Source organism: Histidinibacterium aquaticum, assembly GCF_008710275.1.
Lineage (GTDB): Bacteria > Pseudomonadota > Alphaproteobacteria > Rhodobacterales > Rhodobacteraceae > Oceanicola > Oceanicola aquaticus.
Genome location: NZ_VYQE01000005.1, coordinates 176718 through 191533, shown reverse-complemented (window position 1 = coordinate 191533; position 14816 = coordinate 176718). Strand labels below are relative to the sequence as shown.

The 14816-nt window shown below is 67.9% G+C and carries 15 protein-coding genes; 8 read left to right on the top strand and 7 right to left on the bottom strand.

All coding sequences use genetic code 11. The features are described from left to right. Positions 1 to 40: 40 nt before the first annotated feature. The 3 genes from rlmN to F3S47_RS16335 form a co-directional block, all read right to left on the bottom strand. Entirely contained in the window at positions 41 to 1216 is a 1176-nt protein-coding gene (gene rlmN, locus F3S47_RS16345) for a 23S rRNA (adenine(2503)-C(2))-methyltransferase RlmN (protein ID WP_150446369.1), read from the bottom strand. Positions 1217 to 1317: 101 nt separating this feature from the next. After that, positions 1318 to 1842, bottom strand: coding sequence for an invasion associated locus B family protein (locus F3S47_RS19475; protein WP_191090219.1), 525 nt, complete (start codon positions 1840 to 1842; stop codon positions 1318 to 1320). 23 nt (positions 1843 to 1865) lie between these two features. Then, positions 1866 to 2396: an invasion associated locus B family protein gene (locus F3S47_RS16335; protein WP_150446368.1), complete on the bottom strand. Its 531-nt coding sequence runs from the start codon at positions 2394 to 2396 to the stop codon at positions 1866 to 1868. 201 nt (positions 2397 to 2597) lie between these two features. Between F3S47_RS16335 and F3S47_RS16330 the strand changes: the two genes are divergently transcribed. Beyond that, entirely contained in the window at positions 2598 to 3572 is a 975-nt protein-coding gene (locus tag F3S47_RS16330; RefSeq protein ID WP_150446367.1) for an asparaginase, read from the top strand. A gap of 1 nt (position 3573) precedes the next feature. Next, positions 3574 to 4497, top strand: a complete 924-nt coding sequence (locus F3S47_RS16325) for an AEC family transporter (RefSeq protein ID WP_150446366.1) — start codon at positions 3574 to 3576, stop codon at positions 4495 to 4497. Here F3S47_RS16325 and F3S47_RS16320 read toward each other — a convergent pair. Next, the gene (locus tag F3S47_RS16320; protein WP_150446429.1) at positions 4494 to 5732 is read right to left on the bottom strand and encodes an MFS transporter; all 1239 of its coding nucleotides are present in this window, start codon (positions 5730 to 5732) and stop codon (positions 4494 to 4496) included. The genes F3S47_RS16325 and F3S47_RS16320 overlap by 4 nt on opposite strands. Before the next feature lie 118 nt (positions 5733 to 5850). Between F3S47_RS16320 and F3S47_RS16315 the strand changes: the two genes are divergently transcribed. Further along, positions 5851 to 6651, top strand: a complete 801-nt coding sequence (locus tag F3S47_RS16315) for an aminoglycoside phosphotransferase family protein (RefSeq protein ID WP_191090218.1) — start codon at positions 5851 to 5853, stop codon at positions 6649 to 6651. Positions 6652 to 6693: 42 nt separating this feature from the next. On the opposite strand, the gene rlmH is transcribed toward F3S47_RS16315, so the two are convergent. The 3 genes from rlmH to F3S47_RS16300 form a co-directional block, all read right to left on the bottom strand. Beyond that, positions 6694 to 7164: a 23S rRNA (pseudouridine(1915)-N(3))-methyltransferase RlmH gene (gene rlmH, locus F3S47_RS16310; RefSeq protein ID WP_150446364.1), complete on the bottom strand. Its 471-nt coding sequence runs from the start codon at positions 7162 to 7164 to the stop codon at positions 6694 to 6696. Between the two features lie 3 nt (positions 7165 to 7167). Next, complete coding sequence (gene rsfS / locus F3S47_RS16305) at positions 7168 to 7530, bottom strand: ribosome silencing factor (protein ID WP_150446363.1); 363 nt, start codon at positions 7528 to 7530, stop codon at positions 7168 to 7170. Positions 7531 to 7680: 150 nt separating this feature from the next. Continuing rightward, on the bottom strand, positions 7681 to 9030 hold the full coding sequence (locus F3S47_RS16300) for a mechanosensitive ion channel family protein (RefSeq protein ID WP_150446427.1): 1350 nt from the start codon (positions 9028 to 9030) through the stop codon (positions 7681 to 7683). A 300-nt stretch (positions 9031 to 9330) separates the two neighbouring features. Here F3S47_RS16300 and leuC point away from each other — a divergent pair, with 300 nt between their 5' ends. From leuC to leuB, 5 genes are all read left to right on the top strand, one after another. Then, complete coding sequence (leuC, locus tag F3S47_RS16290) at positions 9331 to 10755, top strand: 3-isopropylmalate dehydratase large subunit (protein WP_150446362.1); 1425 nt, start codon at positions 9331 to 9333, stop codon at positions 10753 to 10755. A gap of 11 nt (positions 10756 to 10766) precedes the next feature. Then, on the top strand, positions 10767 to 11372 hold the full coding sequence (gene leuD / locus F3S47_RS16285) for a 3-isopropylmalate dehydratase small subunit (RefSeq protein ID WP_150446361.1): 606 nt from the start codon (positions 10767 to 10769) through the stop codon (positions 11370 to 11372). Positions 11373 to 11704: 332 nt separating this feature from the next. Continuing rightward, positions 11705 to 12538 (top strand): hypothetical protein, encoded by an 834-nt coding sequence (locus tag F3S47_RS16280; protein WP_223877852.1) that lies wholly within the window; start codon positions 11705 to 11707, stop codon positions 12536 to 12538. Next, positions 12430 to 13587 (top strand): endonuclease/exonuclease/phosphatase family protein, encoded by a 1158-nt coding sequence (locus F3S47_RS16275; RefSeq protein ID WP_223877858.1) that lies wholly within the window; start codon positions 12430 to 12432, stop codon positions 13585 to 13587. The genes F3S47_RS16280 and F3S47_RS16275 overlap by 109 nt, the downstream gene beginning before the upstream one ends. Before the next feature lie 78 nt (positions 13588 to 13665). Next, positions 13666 to 14766: a 3-isopropylmalate dehydrogenase gene (leuB, locus tag F3S47_RS16270; RefSeq protein WP_150446359.1), complete on the top strand. Its 1101-nt coding sequence runs from the start codon at positions 13666 to 13668 to the stop codon at positions 14764 to 14766. The last annotated feature ends 50 nt before the right edge of the window (positions 14767 to 14816 follow it).

The following is a 14816-nucleotide window of genomic DNA, read 5'->3' as shown; positions in this document are numbered from 1 at the left end:
TCGGATCGGAGCGACAACCCGGCCGGGAGCGCGCGGTTTCCTAGCCGCGCGCTTCGGCCTCGATCTCGCGGCGCGTCTTGCGGGCGCGCTCGGTGGCAGACTTCAACTGGCCACAGGCCGCCATGATGTCCTCGCCCCGCGGCGTGCGGATCGGGGCGGCGTAGCCCGCCTTGTAGACGATATCGGCGAAGGCCTTGATCCGGGACCAGTCGGAGCGTTCGTAGGGCGCGCCGGGCCACTCGTTGAAGGGGATCAGGTTGATCTTCGCCGGGATCCCCTCGAGCAGCTTCACCAGCCGCCGCGCGTCGGCGTCGGTATCGTTCACGTCCTTGAGCATCACGTACTCGAAGGTGATCCGCTCGGAGTTCGAGGCCTTGGGATAGGCCTTGAGCGCGGCCAGCAGCGTCTCGATGTTCCAGCGCTTGTTGATCGGCACGAGCTTGTTGCGCACCTCGTCCGTCGTCGCGTGGAACGACACGGCGAGCTGGCAGCCGATCTCCTCGGCGCAGCGCGCAATCTCGGGGACCACCCCGGAGGTCGAGAGCGTAATGCGGCGGCGCGACAGGGCGATGCCCTCGCCGTCCATCGCGATCTTCATGGCGTCGCGCACGTTGTCGAAATTGTAGAGTGGCTCGCCCATGCCCATCAGCACGATGTTCGACAGCAGCCGCGTCTCGTCCTTGGCCTCGCCGCGCTTCGGCCACTCGCCCAGGTCGTCGCGCGCCAGCATGATCTGGCCCACGATCTCGGACGGGGTCAGGTTGCGCACGAGCTTCTGCGTGCCCGTGTGGCAGAAGGAGCAGGTCAGCGTGCAGCCCACCTGGCTCGAGATGCAGAGCGTGCCGCGATCCGCCTCGGGGATATAGACGACCTCGACTTCGTGACCGCCGGCGATCCGGACGAGGTACTTGCGCGTGCCGTCCTCGGAGACCTGGCGCGAGACCATCTCGGGCAGGGCAATGCGGAAGCTCTCGTCGAGGAGCGCCCGGTAGGCCTTGGCGAGGTTGGTCATCTCGCCGAAATCGCGCACGCCCCAGTAGTAGACCCACTGCCAGACCTGGTTGAGCCGCATCTTCGCCTGCTTCTCGGGCGTCCCCGCCTCGATCAGAGCGTCGCGCAGCTGGTCGCGCGTGAGACCGACGATGTTCACGCGCGGATCGGCCTCCGCCGTCTTCCGCGGTATCGTCATCACGTCCTGAGTGATCGGCGCGTCCATAGCGGCCTCCGTTCGGGTCAGACCGGCCTCATATAGGAAAAAGCCCGGATCACCAAAGGATCCCGGGCTTCATCCGGTCGAAAAAGTCTCAAATCAGGCGGTCAGTCGCCGGAACAGCGCCGCTCCGCCTCGTCCACCGCGGCCGGGAACCCCTCCAGCGAGAAAGTGTGCACGACATTGGTGTCGCGGGACGAGAACGACGACAGCTCGATCTCGTCCGCATCGCGCATCGAGGAGATGAGCTCCGCGTCCGCCTCGGGATTTGCGGGCCAGGCCCAGGTCTCCTCGGTGAAGAGCTCGTGCTCCTCGCCGCCGACCGTCACCTCGATGGGCTCGTCGCCGAAGGGAAAGCCGCCGTGGTAGGCGACCTGGCCCTCGGCCCCCTCGGCGGGGCGATAGACGACCGTCAGGTACGGCGGGTCGGTGTTCGCGCTGACCTCTTCGCCCTCGCGGAAATAGCTGGCCCCGGTCGGAGAGGAGATGGCGAAGCACTCCGAGCCGTCGTCGGCGGCGTAGACGTACCAATCGGTCTCGACTTCTTCCTCGGCCGCGTCCTGGGCCAGGGCCGGAAATCCGGCCATCAAGGCCACGGCGGCTACCGCCGCCTGGAGCTTCACGATCTTCATGCCGTCCGTCCCCATGCTGTGCCTCAGCCGTCGCAGCGGCGCTGCGCCTCTTCCACCGCGGCGGTGAAGCCGAGCAGCGAGAACTCGTCGACGGTCGTGTTGCCCCGGCCGGAGCGACCTGTCAGCTCGGCGCTCGCGCCGCGCTTCATCGCCGCGACGATGCGGGCATCGTCCTCGGGCGTGGCCGGCCAGGCCCACTCGTCCTCGGTGAAGAGCTCGTAGCTCTCGCCGCCGATGTCGAGCGTCACGGTCGAGCCGCCGGCGAAGGGATAGCCGCCGGTGAAGGTCACCTGCCCGTCGACGCCCGCACCCGGGCGGTAGAAGACGAACAGCAGGATGTCGCCGCGGATGCCGTCCGTCGGGTTGCCGCTGGAGTCGAGCAGGGCCGTCTCCTTCGGCGCCGAAACGCTCCAGCATTCCTGCGGGTCGCCTTCGACGAAGACGCTCCAGTCCGTGTCTGCGGCGACGCGGTTGGTCGACTCCTGAGCCCAAAGAGCCGTTCCCGCCAGACAGGCCACGGCCAACGTTGCGCTACGCAGAACCCCTGAAATCATGTCCACAGCCTCCTAGCTGTCCTTGCCTCGTGCGTGTCACCCCTGCCACCGCTCAGGGCGCTTCGGCGGCTCTTATTTCCGGCTGGCAGGGCCCGGTTCAACCCGGTAGGCAACCTCCTAGCAGGATTCCGCCGCAAGGGAAAAGCCCCGCCCCCTCACGCCTGCGTGGGAGAGGGACGCGGAAAAATCAGGGGGATGTGAATGGCTGAGGCGCAAAAATTGGTCGAGCTCACGCGCGGCGGCATGCTGGAAAGCTGGCACGCCGGCCATGCCGTCATCGCCGACGGCAGCGGCGCCATCCGCGAGGCCTGGGGCGACCCCGAGGCGCTGATCTACCCGCGCTCCTCCTGCAAGATGATCCAGGCCCTGCCCCTGGCCGAGGCCTTTCCCGATCTCGCCCTCGAGCGCCGCGCGCTCGCCTGCGCCAGCCACGAAGGCGCGGCGCTCCACCGGGAGGGCGTCTCGGCCTGGCTCTCCGACCTCAGCCTCGGCGCCGAGGCGCTCGTCTGCGGGCCCCAGCCGCCCCGCGACCGGGACGAGAAGTTCGCGATGATCCGGGCTCACGAGACGCCGACCCGCGTCCACAACAACTGCTCCGGCAAGCACGCGGGCTTTCTCCAGCTCGCCGGCCACCTCGACGCCGGTCCCGACTACTGCGAGCCCGACCATCCCGTGCAGCGCGCCGTTCGCGCCGCCTTCGAGGACGTCACCGGCGACGTGACCCCGGGCTTCGGCATCGACGGCTGCTCGGCCCCGAACTTCGCCTGCACGGTCACTGGCCTCGCCCGCGCAATGGCCCGCTTCGCCTGCGCCTCGACCCGCTCGGGCGCCCGCGACCGGGCGATGACCGCGCTGACCGAGGCCATGGTGCTCCGCCCCGACCTCGTGGCCGGAGAGGGGCGCGCCTGCACCGAACTCATGCGCGCGATGGAGGGCAGAGCCGCCATCAAGACCGGGGCCGAAGGCGTCTTCGTCGCCATCGTCCCGGAGAAGCGACTCGGCATCGCCGTCAAGATCGCCGACGGCGCCACCCGCGCCGCCGAATGCGTGATCGCCGCCCTTCTCGCCCGGGAAGGCGTGCTCGACCCCGATCACCCGCTCGCGAAGAAGCGCCTCGCGCCCGATCTCGCGAACTGGGACGGCCGCGTCGTGGGCGAGATGCACGCCACGCTCTGACATGCTCGAGGTCCTGCGCGAGACGCTGCCCTTCTTCGCGGTCATCGCGCTGGGTTACGGCGCCGGCCGGGTGAACTTCTTCACTCCCGAAGCCACCGCCTACCTGACGAAGTTCGTCTTCTACTTCGCCCTTTCCGCCATGCTCCTGCGGTTCTCGGCCAACCTCTCTCTGGCCGAACTCTGGAGCTGGCCCTTCGTGCTCGCCTACTTTTCCGCCAGCGCGCTGGTCTACGTTCTGGTCACCGCCGTCGCCCTCGTCCGGCGCCGCGGGCTGGAAGAGGCCGCGGTCGAGGCGCAATGCGCGGTCGTCGGCAACGTGGGCTTCCTCGGCATACCCATGCTGGCCCTGCTGCTGGGGGAGGAGGCCATCGGCTTCAACATGCTGGTGCTGGCGGTCGACCTTGTCGTCTTCGGATCGCTCATCGTGATCCTGATCACCGGCCGCCGCGACGGCCGCCTGCGGCCCGCTGTGCTCGGCACCGTGGCCCTCGGCCTGCTGAAGAACCCGATGATCGTCTCCATCGCGCTCGGCCTCACGCTTTCCGGCCTGCAGGTCCCGATTCCCGGGCCCGCCAACGACTTCCTCGTGCTGCTCGGCTCCGCCGCCACCCCCGGCGCCCTCTTCGCCATCGGGGCCTCTCTCGCCACCAAGTCCGCCGAACGGCTCGCCGTCGCGGGCTGGCTCAGCTTCGCCAAGCTCGTCCTCCATCCCGCCGCCGTCGCCGTCGCCGCGCTCTGGATATTCGAGGTGGAGCCCTATGCCGCCGCCGTCATGATCGCCGCGGCCGCCCTGCCGGTGGCGGGCAACGTCTACATCCTGGCCCAGCACTACGGCGTCGCGCCGCACCGCGTCTCGGCCTCGATCCTGATCTCGACAGCGCTTTCGATCCTCACCGTCTCGGCGGTGATCGCCTGGGTCGGCTAGGCCGCCGCCGCCAGCGGCGTCCGCCGTTCCTTGATCGGCAGATGCAGCACCGCCGAGAGCGCACCGACCCCCACGCCGACCCACCAGACCGCCTCGTAGCCGCCGGTCAGGTCGTACATGCGCCCGCCCAGCCAGACCCCCAGGAAAGACCCCAGCTGGTGCGAGAAGAAGACAATGCCGTAGAGCGTCCCCATGTAGCGCAGCCCGTAGAGGTGCGCGACGAGACCCGAGGTCAGCGGTACCGTGGCGAGCCAGAGCGACCCCATGCTGACCGAGAACAGAAGCACCGTCGCCGGCGTCATCGGCACCAGGATGAAGGCCGCGGCGACCATCGTCCGCGCGGTATAGATTCCTGCGAGAAGGTACTTCTTCGAATACCGCTTGCCCGCCCATCCGGCAGCGAGCGTGCCCATGATGTTGAAGAACCCGATGACCGAGATCGCCACCGCGCCCAGCGCGCTCGTCGTCGTGACCCCCAGAGCGTGCAGCAGCGACCCCGAGGCGATGTTGCCGCAGGCCTCGGCCACGAAGGCGGGGAAATGCGCGGTGACGAAGGCCAGTTGATAGCCGCAGGAGAAGAACCCGAGGAAGATCAGCGTGTAGGAGGGATCACGGAAGGCGCGCAGCAGCACCGTGCCCATGCTCTCCTGCAACTCGGTCGTCGACGCCGCGGGCGCCCGCATCATCGGCAGGAAGAGCAGGGAAGCGAGCACGATTCCTGCGAAGACCATGAAGACCGAGGACCAGCCCATCATCCCCAGCAGCCACTCGGCCACCGGCGGCCCCACGACCTGTCCCGCCGAGCCCGAGGCCGTCGCGATGGCCAGCGCCATGGAGCGGTTCTCGTCCGAGGCCGCGCGTCCCACTACCGCGAGTATCACGCCGAAGCCGGTGCCCGCGATGCCGAAGCCCACGAAGATCTCCCAGACCTGGTGCGCGAGTGGCGTCGTCGACATCGCCGAGAGCATCAGTCCCGCCGCGTAGCAGAGCGCGCCGATCACGATCGCCTTCCGGTCGCCGATCCTCTCGGCGATGGCGCCGAAGATCGGTTGGCCGATGCCCCAGGCCAGGTTCTGGATCGCGATGGCGAGGCTGAACTCGGCCCGCGCCCAGCCGAATTCCTCGGCGATGGGGATCTGGAACACGCCGAAGGCCGCCCGGATCGAGAAGCCGATCATGACGATCATGCACCCGGCGATCAGCACCGGGGTTATCAGGGGGGCCTGGCTCTTCATCAGGCGCATCTTCCCCGGTCCCGCGCGCAGGTCAATCGCGAGATATTGACCCCTCCCATCACCAAGGATGATCCGTAGGGTGCGTTTTCAAACGCACCCGATCCCCGGAACTCCGCCCATGTCCCCCTTCGCGCCCTGGCTCGAGCGCTGGACCCTCGCCCCCGACGGGGCGCCGATCCGCACGCCCTCCTCCGACCTGCTCCCGGTCCGCGCCGGGGACCGGCCCGCCATGCTCAAGCTTGCCCGTTCGGAGGAAGAGCGCCGCGGCGCCGCGCTGCTCCGGTGGCTCGGCTCCGGTACGGCGGCGGAAGTCCTGGAGTTCGAGGGCCCGGCCCTCCTGCTCGAGCGCGCCACGGGACCGGACCTCGTCACCCTCGCCCTGACCGACGACGCCGCCGCGACCGAGGTCATCCTCGAGGTCGCCTCCCGACTGCACCAAGCGCGTGCGCATCCACCGGAGACCGAACCGCTCTCGGATTATCTCGCCGCCCTGCTCTCGCCCCGGGGCGCCGCGCGCTTCCCCGGCGAGGCCGCCCTGGCCCGCGATCTGCTGGAGAGCACGACGGCCCCCCTACCGCTGCACGGCGACCTGCATCACGGCAATATCCTGGATTTCGGCGGGAGATGGCGGGTCATCGACCCCAAGGGCCTTCACGGCGACCGGACCTTCGACTTCGCCCGGCTCTTCTTCAATCCGGACGCGATCGACCCCGCACACGGCCTCGCCATCCGGCCGCAGGTCTTCGTCGAGCGCCTCGCCCGCGTCTCCTCCGGGGCCGGTCTCGATCCCGACCGCCTGCGCGGCTGGATCCGCGTCAAGGCGGCGGTCTCGATGCTCTGGCAGCACGGTGCGCCCGACCCTCTGACCGAGCGCATCAAAAGGTTAACGGAATCGCCGTTAACCATGAATATCTTTTGAAATCAGAGGCTAAGCCAGGTGTCCAAACTTGGACACCTCCGCTCAGACCCGGTGATACGGGCTCCCCGCGAGGATCGAGGCCGCCCGGTAGAGCTGCTCGGCCAGCATCACCCGCGCCAGCATATGGGGCCAGACCATCTTTCCGAAGGAGAGCCGGACCTCCGCCCGTTCCCTGAGTTCAGGCGCGATCCCGTCCGCCCCGCCGATCACGAAAGCTGCCCCGGAGCGCCCGGCATCTCGCCAGCCCCCCAGCAGCTCGGCGAACTCCGGCGAGGTCATCACCTTCCCCCGCTCGTCGAGACAGCAGAGCGCGGTGCCCTCGGGCACCGCCTTCTCCAGCAGAACCGCCTCCCCGGCCATCCCGCCGCCCTTGCGGTCGTCCACCTCCACGACGGAGGCAGGTCCGAGCCCGAGGCTCCGCCCGGTCCGGTCGAACCGGGTCAGGTAGTCGTCGATGAGATCACGCTCCGCCCCGGCCTTCATCCGGCCGACGGCACAGATCGAGACGCGCAAGCCCTAGCGGCCGGCGGCCTGCCCGGCGGGCTGCCACATCTTCTCAAGCTGGTAGAACTCGCGCACTTCGGGACGGAAGACGTGAACGATCACGTCGCCCGAGTCGATCAGAACCCAGTCGCCGCTCTCCTTGCCCTCGGTCTTGCAGATCACGCCCAGCTCCTGCTTGAGCCGGTCGGTGAGCTTCTCCGAAATCGCCGCGACCTGGCGCGACGAGCGGCCCGATGCGATGACCATCCAGTCGCCCATTTCCGAGCGCCCGCGCAGATCGATCTGCACGATGTCTTCGGCCTTGTCGTCATCGAGGGATTTGAGGATCGCGGCGAGGATCGTGTCGCTCGTCGCCTGGGTGTGCGCGGCAGCCATGCCGGCGCGTTCAGAAGCGGGCGCGGCCGCCAATGAAGGGAAAGACAGGTCCTGGTCCTCCGGTCTGATGCGCCTGAACCACCCCGGCGCCGGGCTGGCTCAAAGGTAACAATCGGCCGGTGACATTTCAATAAAAGCCAACACAACGGGTCAGTCTCGGCGTCCCTCCCCGACCGAGAGCTCCGATCCGGAGAGCATCTTCACCTCGCGCTGCGGGAAGGGGATGGAAATGCCGTTCTCCTGGAAGGCATCCCAGAGGGCGAGGTAGACGTCGCCCCGGATGTTGGTGAGGCCTCCCGTCGGGTCGGAGATCCAGAACCGCAGGATGTAGTCCACCGAGCTGTCGCCGAAGCCGACGATATGGCAGACCGGCGGCCGCGTGCTCAGGACGCGGTTCGCGCTCTTTGCCGCCTCGATGGCGATGCGCCGGACGAGGTGGGGATCGTCGCCGTAGGCGGTGCCGAAGTAGATGTCGAGGCGGACGAAATCGTTGGAGTGCGACCAGTTCACCACCTGCCCGGTGATGAGGTCCTCGTTGGGGATCAGGTACTCCTTGCCGTCCCGCGTGGTGATCGAGACATAGCGGGCGCCCATGGCGTTGATCCAGCCGAAGGTCTCGCCCAGCGAGATCACGTCTCCCGGCTTCACCGACTTGTCGAGAAGCAGGATGATCCCCGAAACGAGGTTCGACACGACCTTCTGCAGGCCGAAGCCCAGGCCCACGCCGATCGCGCCTGACAGCACCGCCAGCCCCGTCAGGTCGACCCCGGCGGCGCGCAGCCCGATGAAGAAGGCCGCGCCGTAGAGCAGGACCTGCACCAGCTTGACCGTGAGCACCCGGAGCGAGGGCGACAGCTCCTCGTTCGACTGGATCCGGACGGAGGTCTGCGCCGAGAGGAACCGCGCGGCGAAGAGCAGGAGTCCCACGACCAGCACCGCCTGCAGCAGCAGCAGAACGGAGAAGCGGGTCTCGCCGAACTCCAGCGCGATGCTGTCGAGGAGCCGGCCCACCTCGTCGGTCAGGCCGAGAATCTGCAAGGTGATCCAGGCCCAGGCGCCGTAGCGGACGATCGTCCTCAGGAGGGGATTCGAGATCATCCGCGTCGTCAGGGCGATGATCAGCCAGGCGAGCGAGAGGTTGGCGGTGATGGTCAGGAGGTAGGACCGCGACGGCCAGGTGACCTCGCGCATGATCCAGACCGTCAGCCAGATCAGGCCCACGAAGAAGATCATCCGCAGCCTGCGGTGGACGAGGACCAGCAGCCGCAAGCGCCACTTTGCCCAGCCCTCGCGGGTGCGCATCCATTCGTACAGGCGCGGAGCGACGATCGCATTCAGGACATGCGCGACGAGGAAGAGCGTCAGCGCTATGACGACCTGGTAGGCATTCCAGGGTCGCATCAGGGAATTGAGGAAGACGCCGCCCTGATCGAACAGCCCCTGTCCGATCTCCATGATGCGCGCGAGGGCCGCGTTGAAGTCCGTCGTTTCCGGGTCCATCGGCAGACTGTCGCGCGGCGGTCCGGCAACGGCAAGACACCAGCGCGGCAGTCCGGACTTCGTGACCGGAGCGGTGCGCGCCATGGGCGGCCGACACACATGCGCGAGGCTGTTGCGGGGCGCCCGGCGCGCGTGTATGAGCCTCTGCCATGAAACGCATCTTCGATATGGACGACCGCGCCCGCCTGCCCTGGCGGTTCTATGGCGCGACGCTCTCGATCCTCGGCCGTCCCTGACCGGTCCGGGAGGCGCCCGCGCGCCCGATCCGCCGTTTCATTCTACGCCCAAGGGAGAGGACCCATGTCCCCCAAGACGCTCTACGACAAGATCTGGGATGCCCACCTCGTCGACACCGCCGAGGACGGCACCAGCCTGCTCTACATCGACCGCCACCTCGTGCACGAAGTCACGAGCCCGCAGGCCTTCGAGGGCCTGCGTCTCGCCGGCCGCAAGGTGCGCGCGCCCGAGAAGACCATCGCGGTGCCGGACCATAACGTGCCCACCACCGCCGACCGCGTGAACGGCATCACCAACGAGGAAAGCCGCATCCAGGTCGAGGCGCTGGACACCAACGCCAAGGAGTTCGGCGTCCACTACTACCCCGTCTCCGACGTCCGGCAGGGCATCGTCCACATCATCGGCCCCGAGAATGGCTGGACCCTGCCCGGCATGACCATCGTCTGCGGCGACAGCCACACTGCGACGCACGGTGCCTTCGGCGCCCTGGCCCACGGCATCGGCACCTCCGAGGTCGAGCACGTGCTCGCCACGCAGACGCTGATCCAGTCCAAGTCGAAGAACATGAAGGTCGAGATCACCGGGCAGCTCGCACCCGGCGTCACGGCCAAGGACATCACGCTCTCGATCATCGGCAAGACCGGCACCGCCGGCGGGACCGGCTACGTCATCGAGTACTGCGGCGAAGCCATCCGCTCGCTCTCGATGGAAGGCCGGATGACCGTCTGCAACATGGCCATCGAGGGCGGCGCCCGCGCCGGCCTGATCGCGCCGGACGAGACCACCTTCGAATACATCAAGGGCCGCCCCCATGCGCCGAAGGGCGCGCAGTGGGAAGCCGCGATGGAGTGGTGGAAGACCCTCTATTCCGATGACGACGCGCATTGGGACAAGGTCGTCACCATCCGCGGCGAGGATATCGCGCCGGTCGTGACCTGGGGCACCTCGCCCGAGGACGTGCTGCCGATCGACGCCGTTGTGCCTGCGCCCGAGGACTTCGAGGGCGGCAAGGTGCAGGGCGCCAAGCGCGCGCTCGAGTACATGGGCCTCACGCCCGGCCAGCGCCTGCAGGACATCGAGATCGACACGGTCTTCATCGGCTCCTGCACCAACGGCCGGATCGAGGACCTGCGGGCGGCTGCGAAAATCCTGAAGGGCAAGAAGATCAAGCCGGGCCTGCGCGCCATGGTCGTGCCGGGCTCCGGCCTCGTCCGCGCCCAGGCGGAGGAAGAGGGCCTCGCCCAGATCTTCCAGGATGCGGGCTTCGAATGGCGGCTCGCGGGCTGCTCCATGTGCCTCGCCATGAACCCTGACCAGCTCGCCCCCGGCGAGCGCTGCGCCGCCACCTCGAACCGCAACTTCGAGGGCCGCCAGGGCCGCGGCGGGCGCACGCACCTCATGTCGCCCCAGATGGCCGCCGCAGCCGCGATCACCGGCCGGCTGACGGACGTGCGCGAGATGATGACACCCGAACCGGAACCGGCATAAGGAGCGGCCCGATGGACAAGTTCGAGACTTTCACCGGCATCGCCGCCCCGCTGCCGATCATCAATGTCGACACCGACATGATCATCCCCAAGCAGTTCCTGAAGACGATCAAGCGGACGGGACTGGGCGTGAACCTCTTCGACGAGATGCGCTACGACGACAACGGTAACGAGATTCCCGATTTCGTGCTGAACCAGCCGGCCTATCGTGACGCCGAGATCCTGATCTCAGGCGAGAACTTCGGCTGCGGCTCCTCGCGTGAGCATGCGCCCTGGGCGATCAAGGACTTCGGGATCCGCACCATCGTCGCGCCGAGCTACGCCGACATCTTCCACAACAACTGCTTCAAGAACGGCATCCTGCCGATCGTGCTGCCGCAGGACCAGGTGGACGTGCTGATGAAGGACGCCGAGAAGGGGCAGAACGCCCGGATGACCGTCGACCTCGAGGCCCAGACGATCACCTCTTCCGACGGGGAGGTCTTCCACTTCGAGATCGACAGCTTCCGCAAGCACTGCCTGCTAAACGGGCTCGACGACATCGCCCTGACGCTGGAGAAGGTCTCGGCCATCGACAGCTTCGAGGCGCAGGCCGGTCAGGCCCGTCCCTGGGTCTGAGCCCGGAATGATCACCATCTCGGTAGCGGTCGCCCGACGACCGCGATCGCTGCCGAGAACACCTACATTTAGGGCCTGGAGAGGCGTCGCCTCGACATCCTGTGACCCGCTCTGAACGGCCCGGCAGTCTATCGCGAATGGTTGCAGTTCCGCACCAGTCCTGCCCCAAAACCGCCCCGTTCGAAATGCCTTTTACCCCCGCGGCTTGATGGCCGTGGGGAAGCGGACAAAACTATGGCGATATTGAGGCAGCCGGCGAAAGCCGCGCGACATCAAGCTGGAACAAGCGCCGGGCATCGAATCCGGGGCGGCCGGATTGAGGACAACGAGCGATGAGACTGACAGGTGCTCTTCTGCGGGCGATGCTCGTGGTCTTGCTGATTGCGACCCCCTCGGTCCTGCTGCCGGGCACGCATCCCGAGACCGCTCAGATCGTGGCCCTCGTCGCGCTGCTCGCGGCTCTCTTCACGCTCATCGAGTACAATTCCCACTACCCGAGCCTGGTCGAGTTCCGGGACGCCCCGCCGTTCAACCGACTCCGGTTCTGTGCGCTCTTCGCCTGCGTGTTCTTCCTTACCGTGATCGCCCGCGGGCAGGCCGTGCCGACGACGATCACCGATTTCTTCTCGGTCGTCGGCGTCCGCGTGGGCGAGCTGATCGATTTCCCCTATTCGCCGGTCCGGCTCGTCCTGCTGATGATGCCGGCCGACAGCCCCGACGCGCTCCTGCAGGACCTGCGGACGGCGGCGGGGCTGAGCTATCTCATCTCGATCCTGTCGCTGGTCGCTTTTGCGCTGGTCATGTGGCTCGCCCACTGGCCCGCCCGCCACGGCGGCTTCAACGTCTGGGTCAACCTGCCGACCTTCGATCCGACCGCCGGCGGCGACGTCGTCGACCGTCTGCAGCGGGATGCCCAGGTCAACCTCGTGCTGGGCTTCCTGCTGCCCTTCATCATCCCGGCGGTCGTGAAGGTGACTTCAGCAATTCTTAACCCGATCTCGCTAGACAACCCCCATACGTTGATCTGGACGACCACCGCATGGGCCTTTCTGCCGGCATCCCTCTTCATGCGCGGGATCGCGCTCCACCGCGTCGCGCAGATGATCCGCAACCAGCGCCTGCGCGCCTACGCGGCCGCAAAGGAAGAGGGCATGGCTACCGCCTGATCGCGGTCTGCATCCTGCTTTGGCTCGTCTTCGGCACGGGCCTCTTCGCCGAGACGATCCGGATTGCGACCTATGCCGCGCCCCTGTCGCGTGACGGTCCGGGCCTGCTCCTCAGAGACATCCTGGAGGGCGACGAGCAGAGCGCAGCCGCGTCAGAGGTCGTGCGAGAGATCGCGCCTGACATCCTGGTGCTGACCGATTTCGACTACGACGCGAACGCCGCAGCGCTCCGCGCCTTTGGCGAGCTTGCGGGCGGCTTCGATCACCACTTCGCCCTCCGCCCGAATGCCGGCCTGGCGACGGGGCTCGATCTCGATGGCAACGGACGGCCGGGCGAGGCGCGGGATGCCCAGGGCTACGGGCGATTTGCCGGCGACGGGGGCCTCGCGATCCTTTCGCGATGGTCGGTCGATACGGACAACGTGCAGGACTTCTCGGCGCTGCTCTGGCGAGATCTGCCGGGGGCGCGTTTGCCGCGGCTCGACGGTGACCCCTTTTTCTCCGCCGAGGCAGAGGGGATTCAGCGGCTGTCATCCACCGGCCATTGGATCGTTCCGATTGCCGCCCCGGGGGGACGTATATCGCTCCTGGTCTCCTCCGCGACGCCGCCCGTCTTCGACGGACCGGAGGATCGCAACGGGTTGCGCAACCGCGACGAACTCCGCCTCTGGGAGGCGCTGCTCGATGGCGGGATCGGAGAGGCCCCCGAAGGACACTACGCCTTCACGGGCAACACGAACCTCGATCCACGCGATGGAGAGGGGTCCTCTGCCGCCATGGCGGCCTTCCTCGCCCGCGGCGACATCCAGGACCCCCGGCCCGAAAGCGCCGGCGCCGCGGCGGCCGGGGATCCCAACGACACCGCCAACTGGCAGGACCCCGTGCCGGGCAACCTCCGGGTGTCCTACGTGCTTCCCTCCGCCGACTGGACCGTTCTCCGTTCGGGGGTCTTCTGGCCCACCGCCGGGTCGAGCGGAGCGACGCTCCTGGGCCGGGACGGCAATCGCGCCGGCCCGCACAGGCTCGTTTGGGTCGATGTCTCACGGTGAGGTGGGGCCTCTCCCTTGACCCCCGGTTCACCCCGGGATAGCGCCACAGCGCTCAGACAAGATCGCGTGAGGCGCAGAATGGCGAACCCTTCCCTTCTCATCCTTCCCGGTGACGGCATCGGCCCCGAAGTCATGGCGGAGGTCAGGAAGGTAGCCGACTGGTTCGGCAGCCAGGGCCTCGTCTTCGACATCGACGAGGATCTGGTCGGCGGCGCGGCCTACGACGCACACGGCACGCCCCTCACCGACGCCACGATGGAAAAGGCTCAGGCGGCCGACGCCGTTCTCCTCGGGGCCGTCGGCGGCCCGAAGTACGACACGCTCGACTTCTCCGTGAAGCCCGAGCGCGGCCTGCTGCGCCTGCGCAAGGAGATGGACCTCTACGCCAACCTCCGCCCGGCCCAGTGCTTCGACGCCCTCGCGGACTTCTCCTCGCTCAAGACCGAGGTCGTCTCGGGTCTCGACATCATGATCGTCCGGGAGCTGACCTCCGGCGTCTACTTCGGCGAGCCCCGCGGCATCGTCACCGAGGGCAACGAGCGCGTCGGCATCAACACCCAGCGCTACACCGAGAGCGAGATCGCGCGCGTTGCCCGCTCCGCCTTCGAGCTGGCCCGCCGCCGCGGCAACAAAGTCTGCTCGATGGAGAAGGCCAACGTCATGGAATCGGGCATCCTCTGGCGTGAAGTCGTCCAGAAGGTCCACGACGAGGAATATCCCGACATCGAGCTGTCGCACATGTACGCGGACGCGGGCGCGATGCAGCTCACCCGCTGGCCCAAGCAGTTCGACGTGATCGTCACCGACAATCTCTTCGGCGACCTGCTGTCGGACCTCGCCGCCATGCTCACCGGCTCGCTCGGGATGCTGCCCTCCGCCAGCCTCGGCGCGCCCATGGCGAACGGCCGGCCCAAGGCGCTTTACGAGCCCGTCCACGGCTCGGCGCCGGATATTGCCGGACAGGGCAAGGCCAACCCGATCGCCTGCATCCTGAGCTTCGCGATGGCCCTGCGCTATTCCTTCGATCGCGGCGACGAGGCCGCGCGGCTCGAGAAGGCGGTGGAAGCCGTCCTCGCCAAGGGCCTGCGCACGGCCGACCTCCTGGGCGAGGAGGGCCGGCAGCCGGTCTCTACCTCCGAAATGGGTGACGCCATCGTCGCGGCCCTCGCCGAGAGCTGAGGCCGCTTGGCCGCCCCCGCCCCCGGAGCGGCAGACGCCCCTGCGCTGCA

Coding starts and splice junctions, on each gene's coding strand:
- rlmN (WP_150446369.1), bottom strand. CDS start 1,216: ATGGACGCGCCGATCACTCAGGACGTGATGACGATACCGCGGAAGACG.
- F3S47_RS19475 (WP_191090219.1), bottom strand. CDS start 1,842: ATGAAGATCGTGAAGCTCCAGGCGGCGGTAGCCGCCGTGGCCTTGATG.
- F3S47_RS16335 (WP_150446368.1), bottom strand. CDS start 2,396: ATGATTTCAGGGGTTCTGCGTAGCGCAACGTTGGCCGTGGCCTGTCTG.
- F3S47_RS16330 (WP_150446367.1), top strand. CDS start 2,598: ATGGCTGAGGCGCAAAAATTGGTCGAGCTCACGCGCGGCGGCATGCTG.
- F3S47_RS16325 (WP_150446366.1), top strand. CDS start 3,574: ATGCTCGAGGTCCTGCGCGAGACGCTGCCCTTCTTCGCGGTCATCGCG.
- F3S47_RS16320 (WP_150446429.1), bottom strand. CDS start 5,732: ATGAAGAGCCAGGCCCCCCTGATAACCCCGGTGCTGATCGCCGGGTGC.
- F3S47_RS16315 (WP_191090218.1), top strand. CDS start 5,851: ATGTCCCCCTTCGCGCCCTGGCTCGAGCGCTGGACCCTCGCCCCCGAC.
- rsfS (WP_150446363.1), bottom strand. CDS start 7,530: ATGGCTGCCGCGCACACCCAGGCGACGAGCGACACGATCCTCGCCGCG.
- F3S47_RS16300 (WP_150446427.1), bottom strand. CDS start 9,030: ATGGACCCGGAAACGACGGACTTCAACGCGGCCCTCGCGCGCATCATG.
- leuC (WP_150446362.1), top strand. CDS start 9,331: ATGTCCCCCAAGACGCTCTACGACAAGATCTGGGATGCCCACCTCGTC.
- leuD (WP_150446361.1), top strand. CDS start 10,767: ATGGACAAGTTCGAGACTTTCACCGGCATCGCCGCCCCGCTGCCGATC.
- F3S47_RS16280 (WP_223877852.1), top strand. CDS start 11,705: ATGAGACTGACAGGTGCTCTTCTGCGGGCGATGCTCGTGGTCTTGCTG.
- leuB (WP_150446359.1), top strand. CDS start 13,666: ATGGCGAACCCTTCCCTTCTCATCCTTCCCGGTGACGGCATCGGCCCC.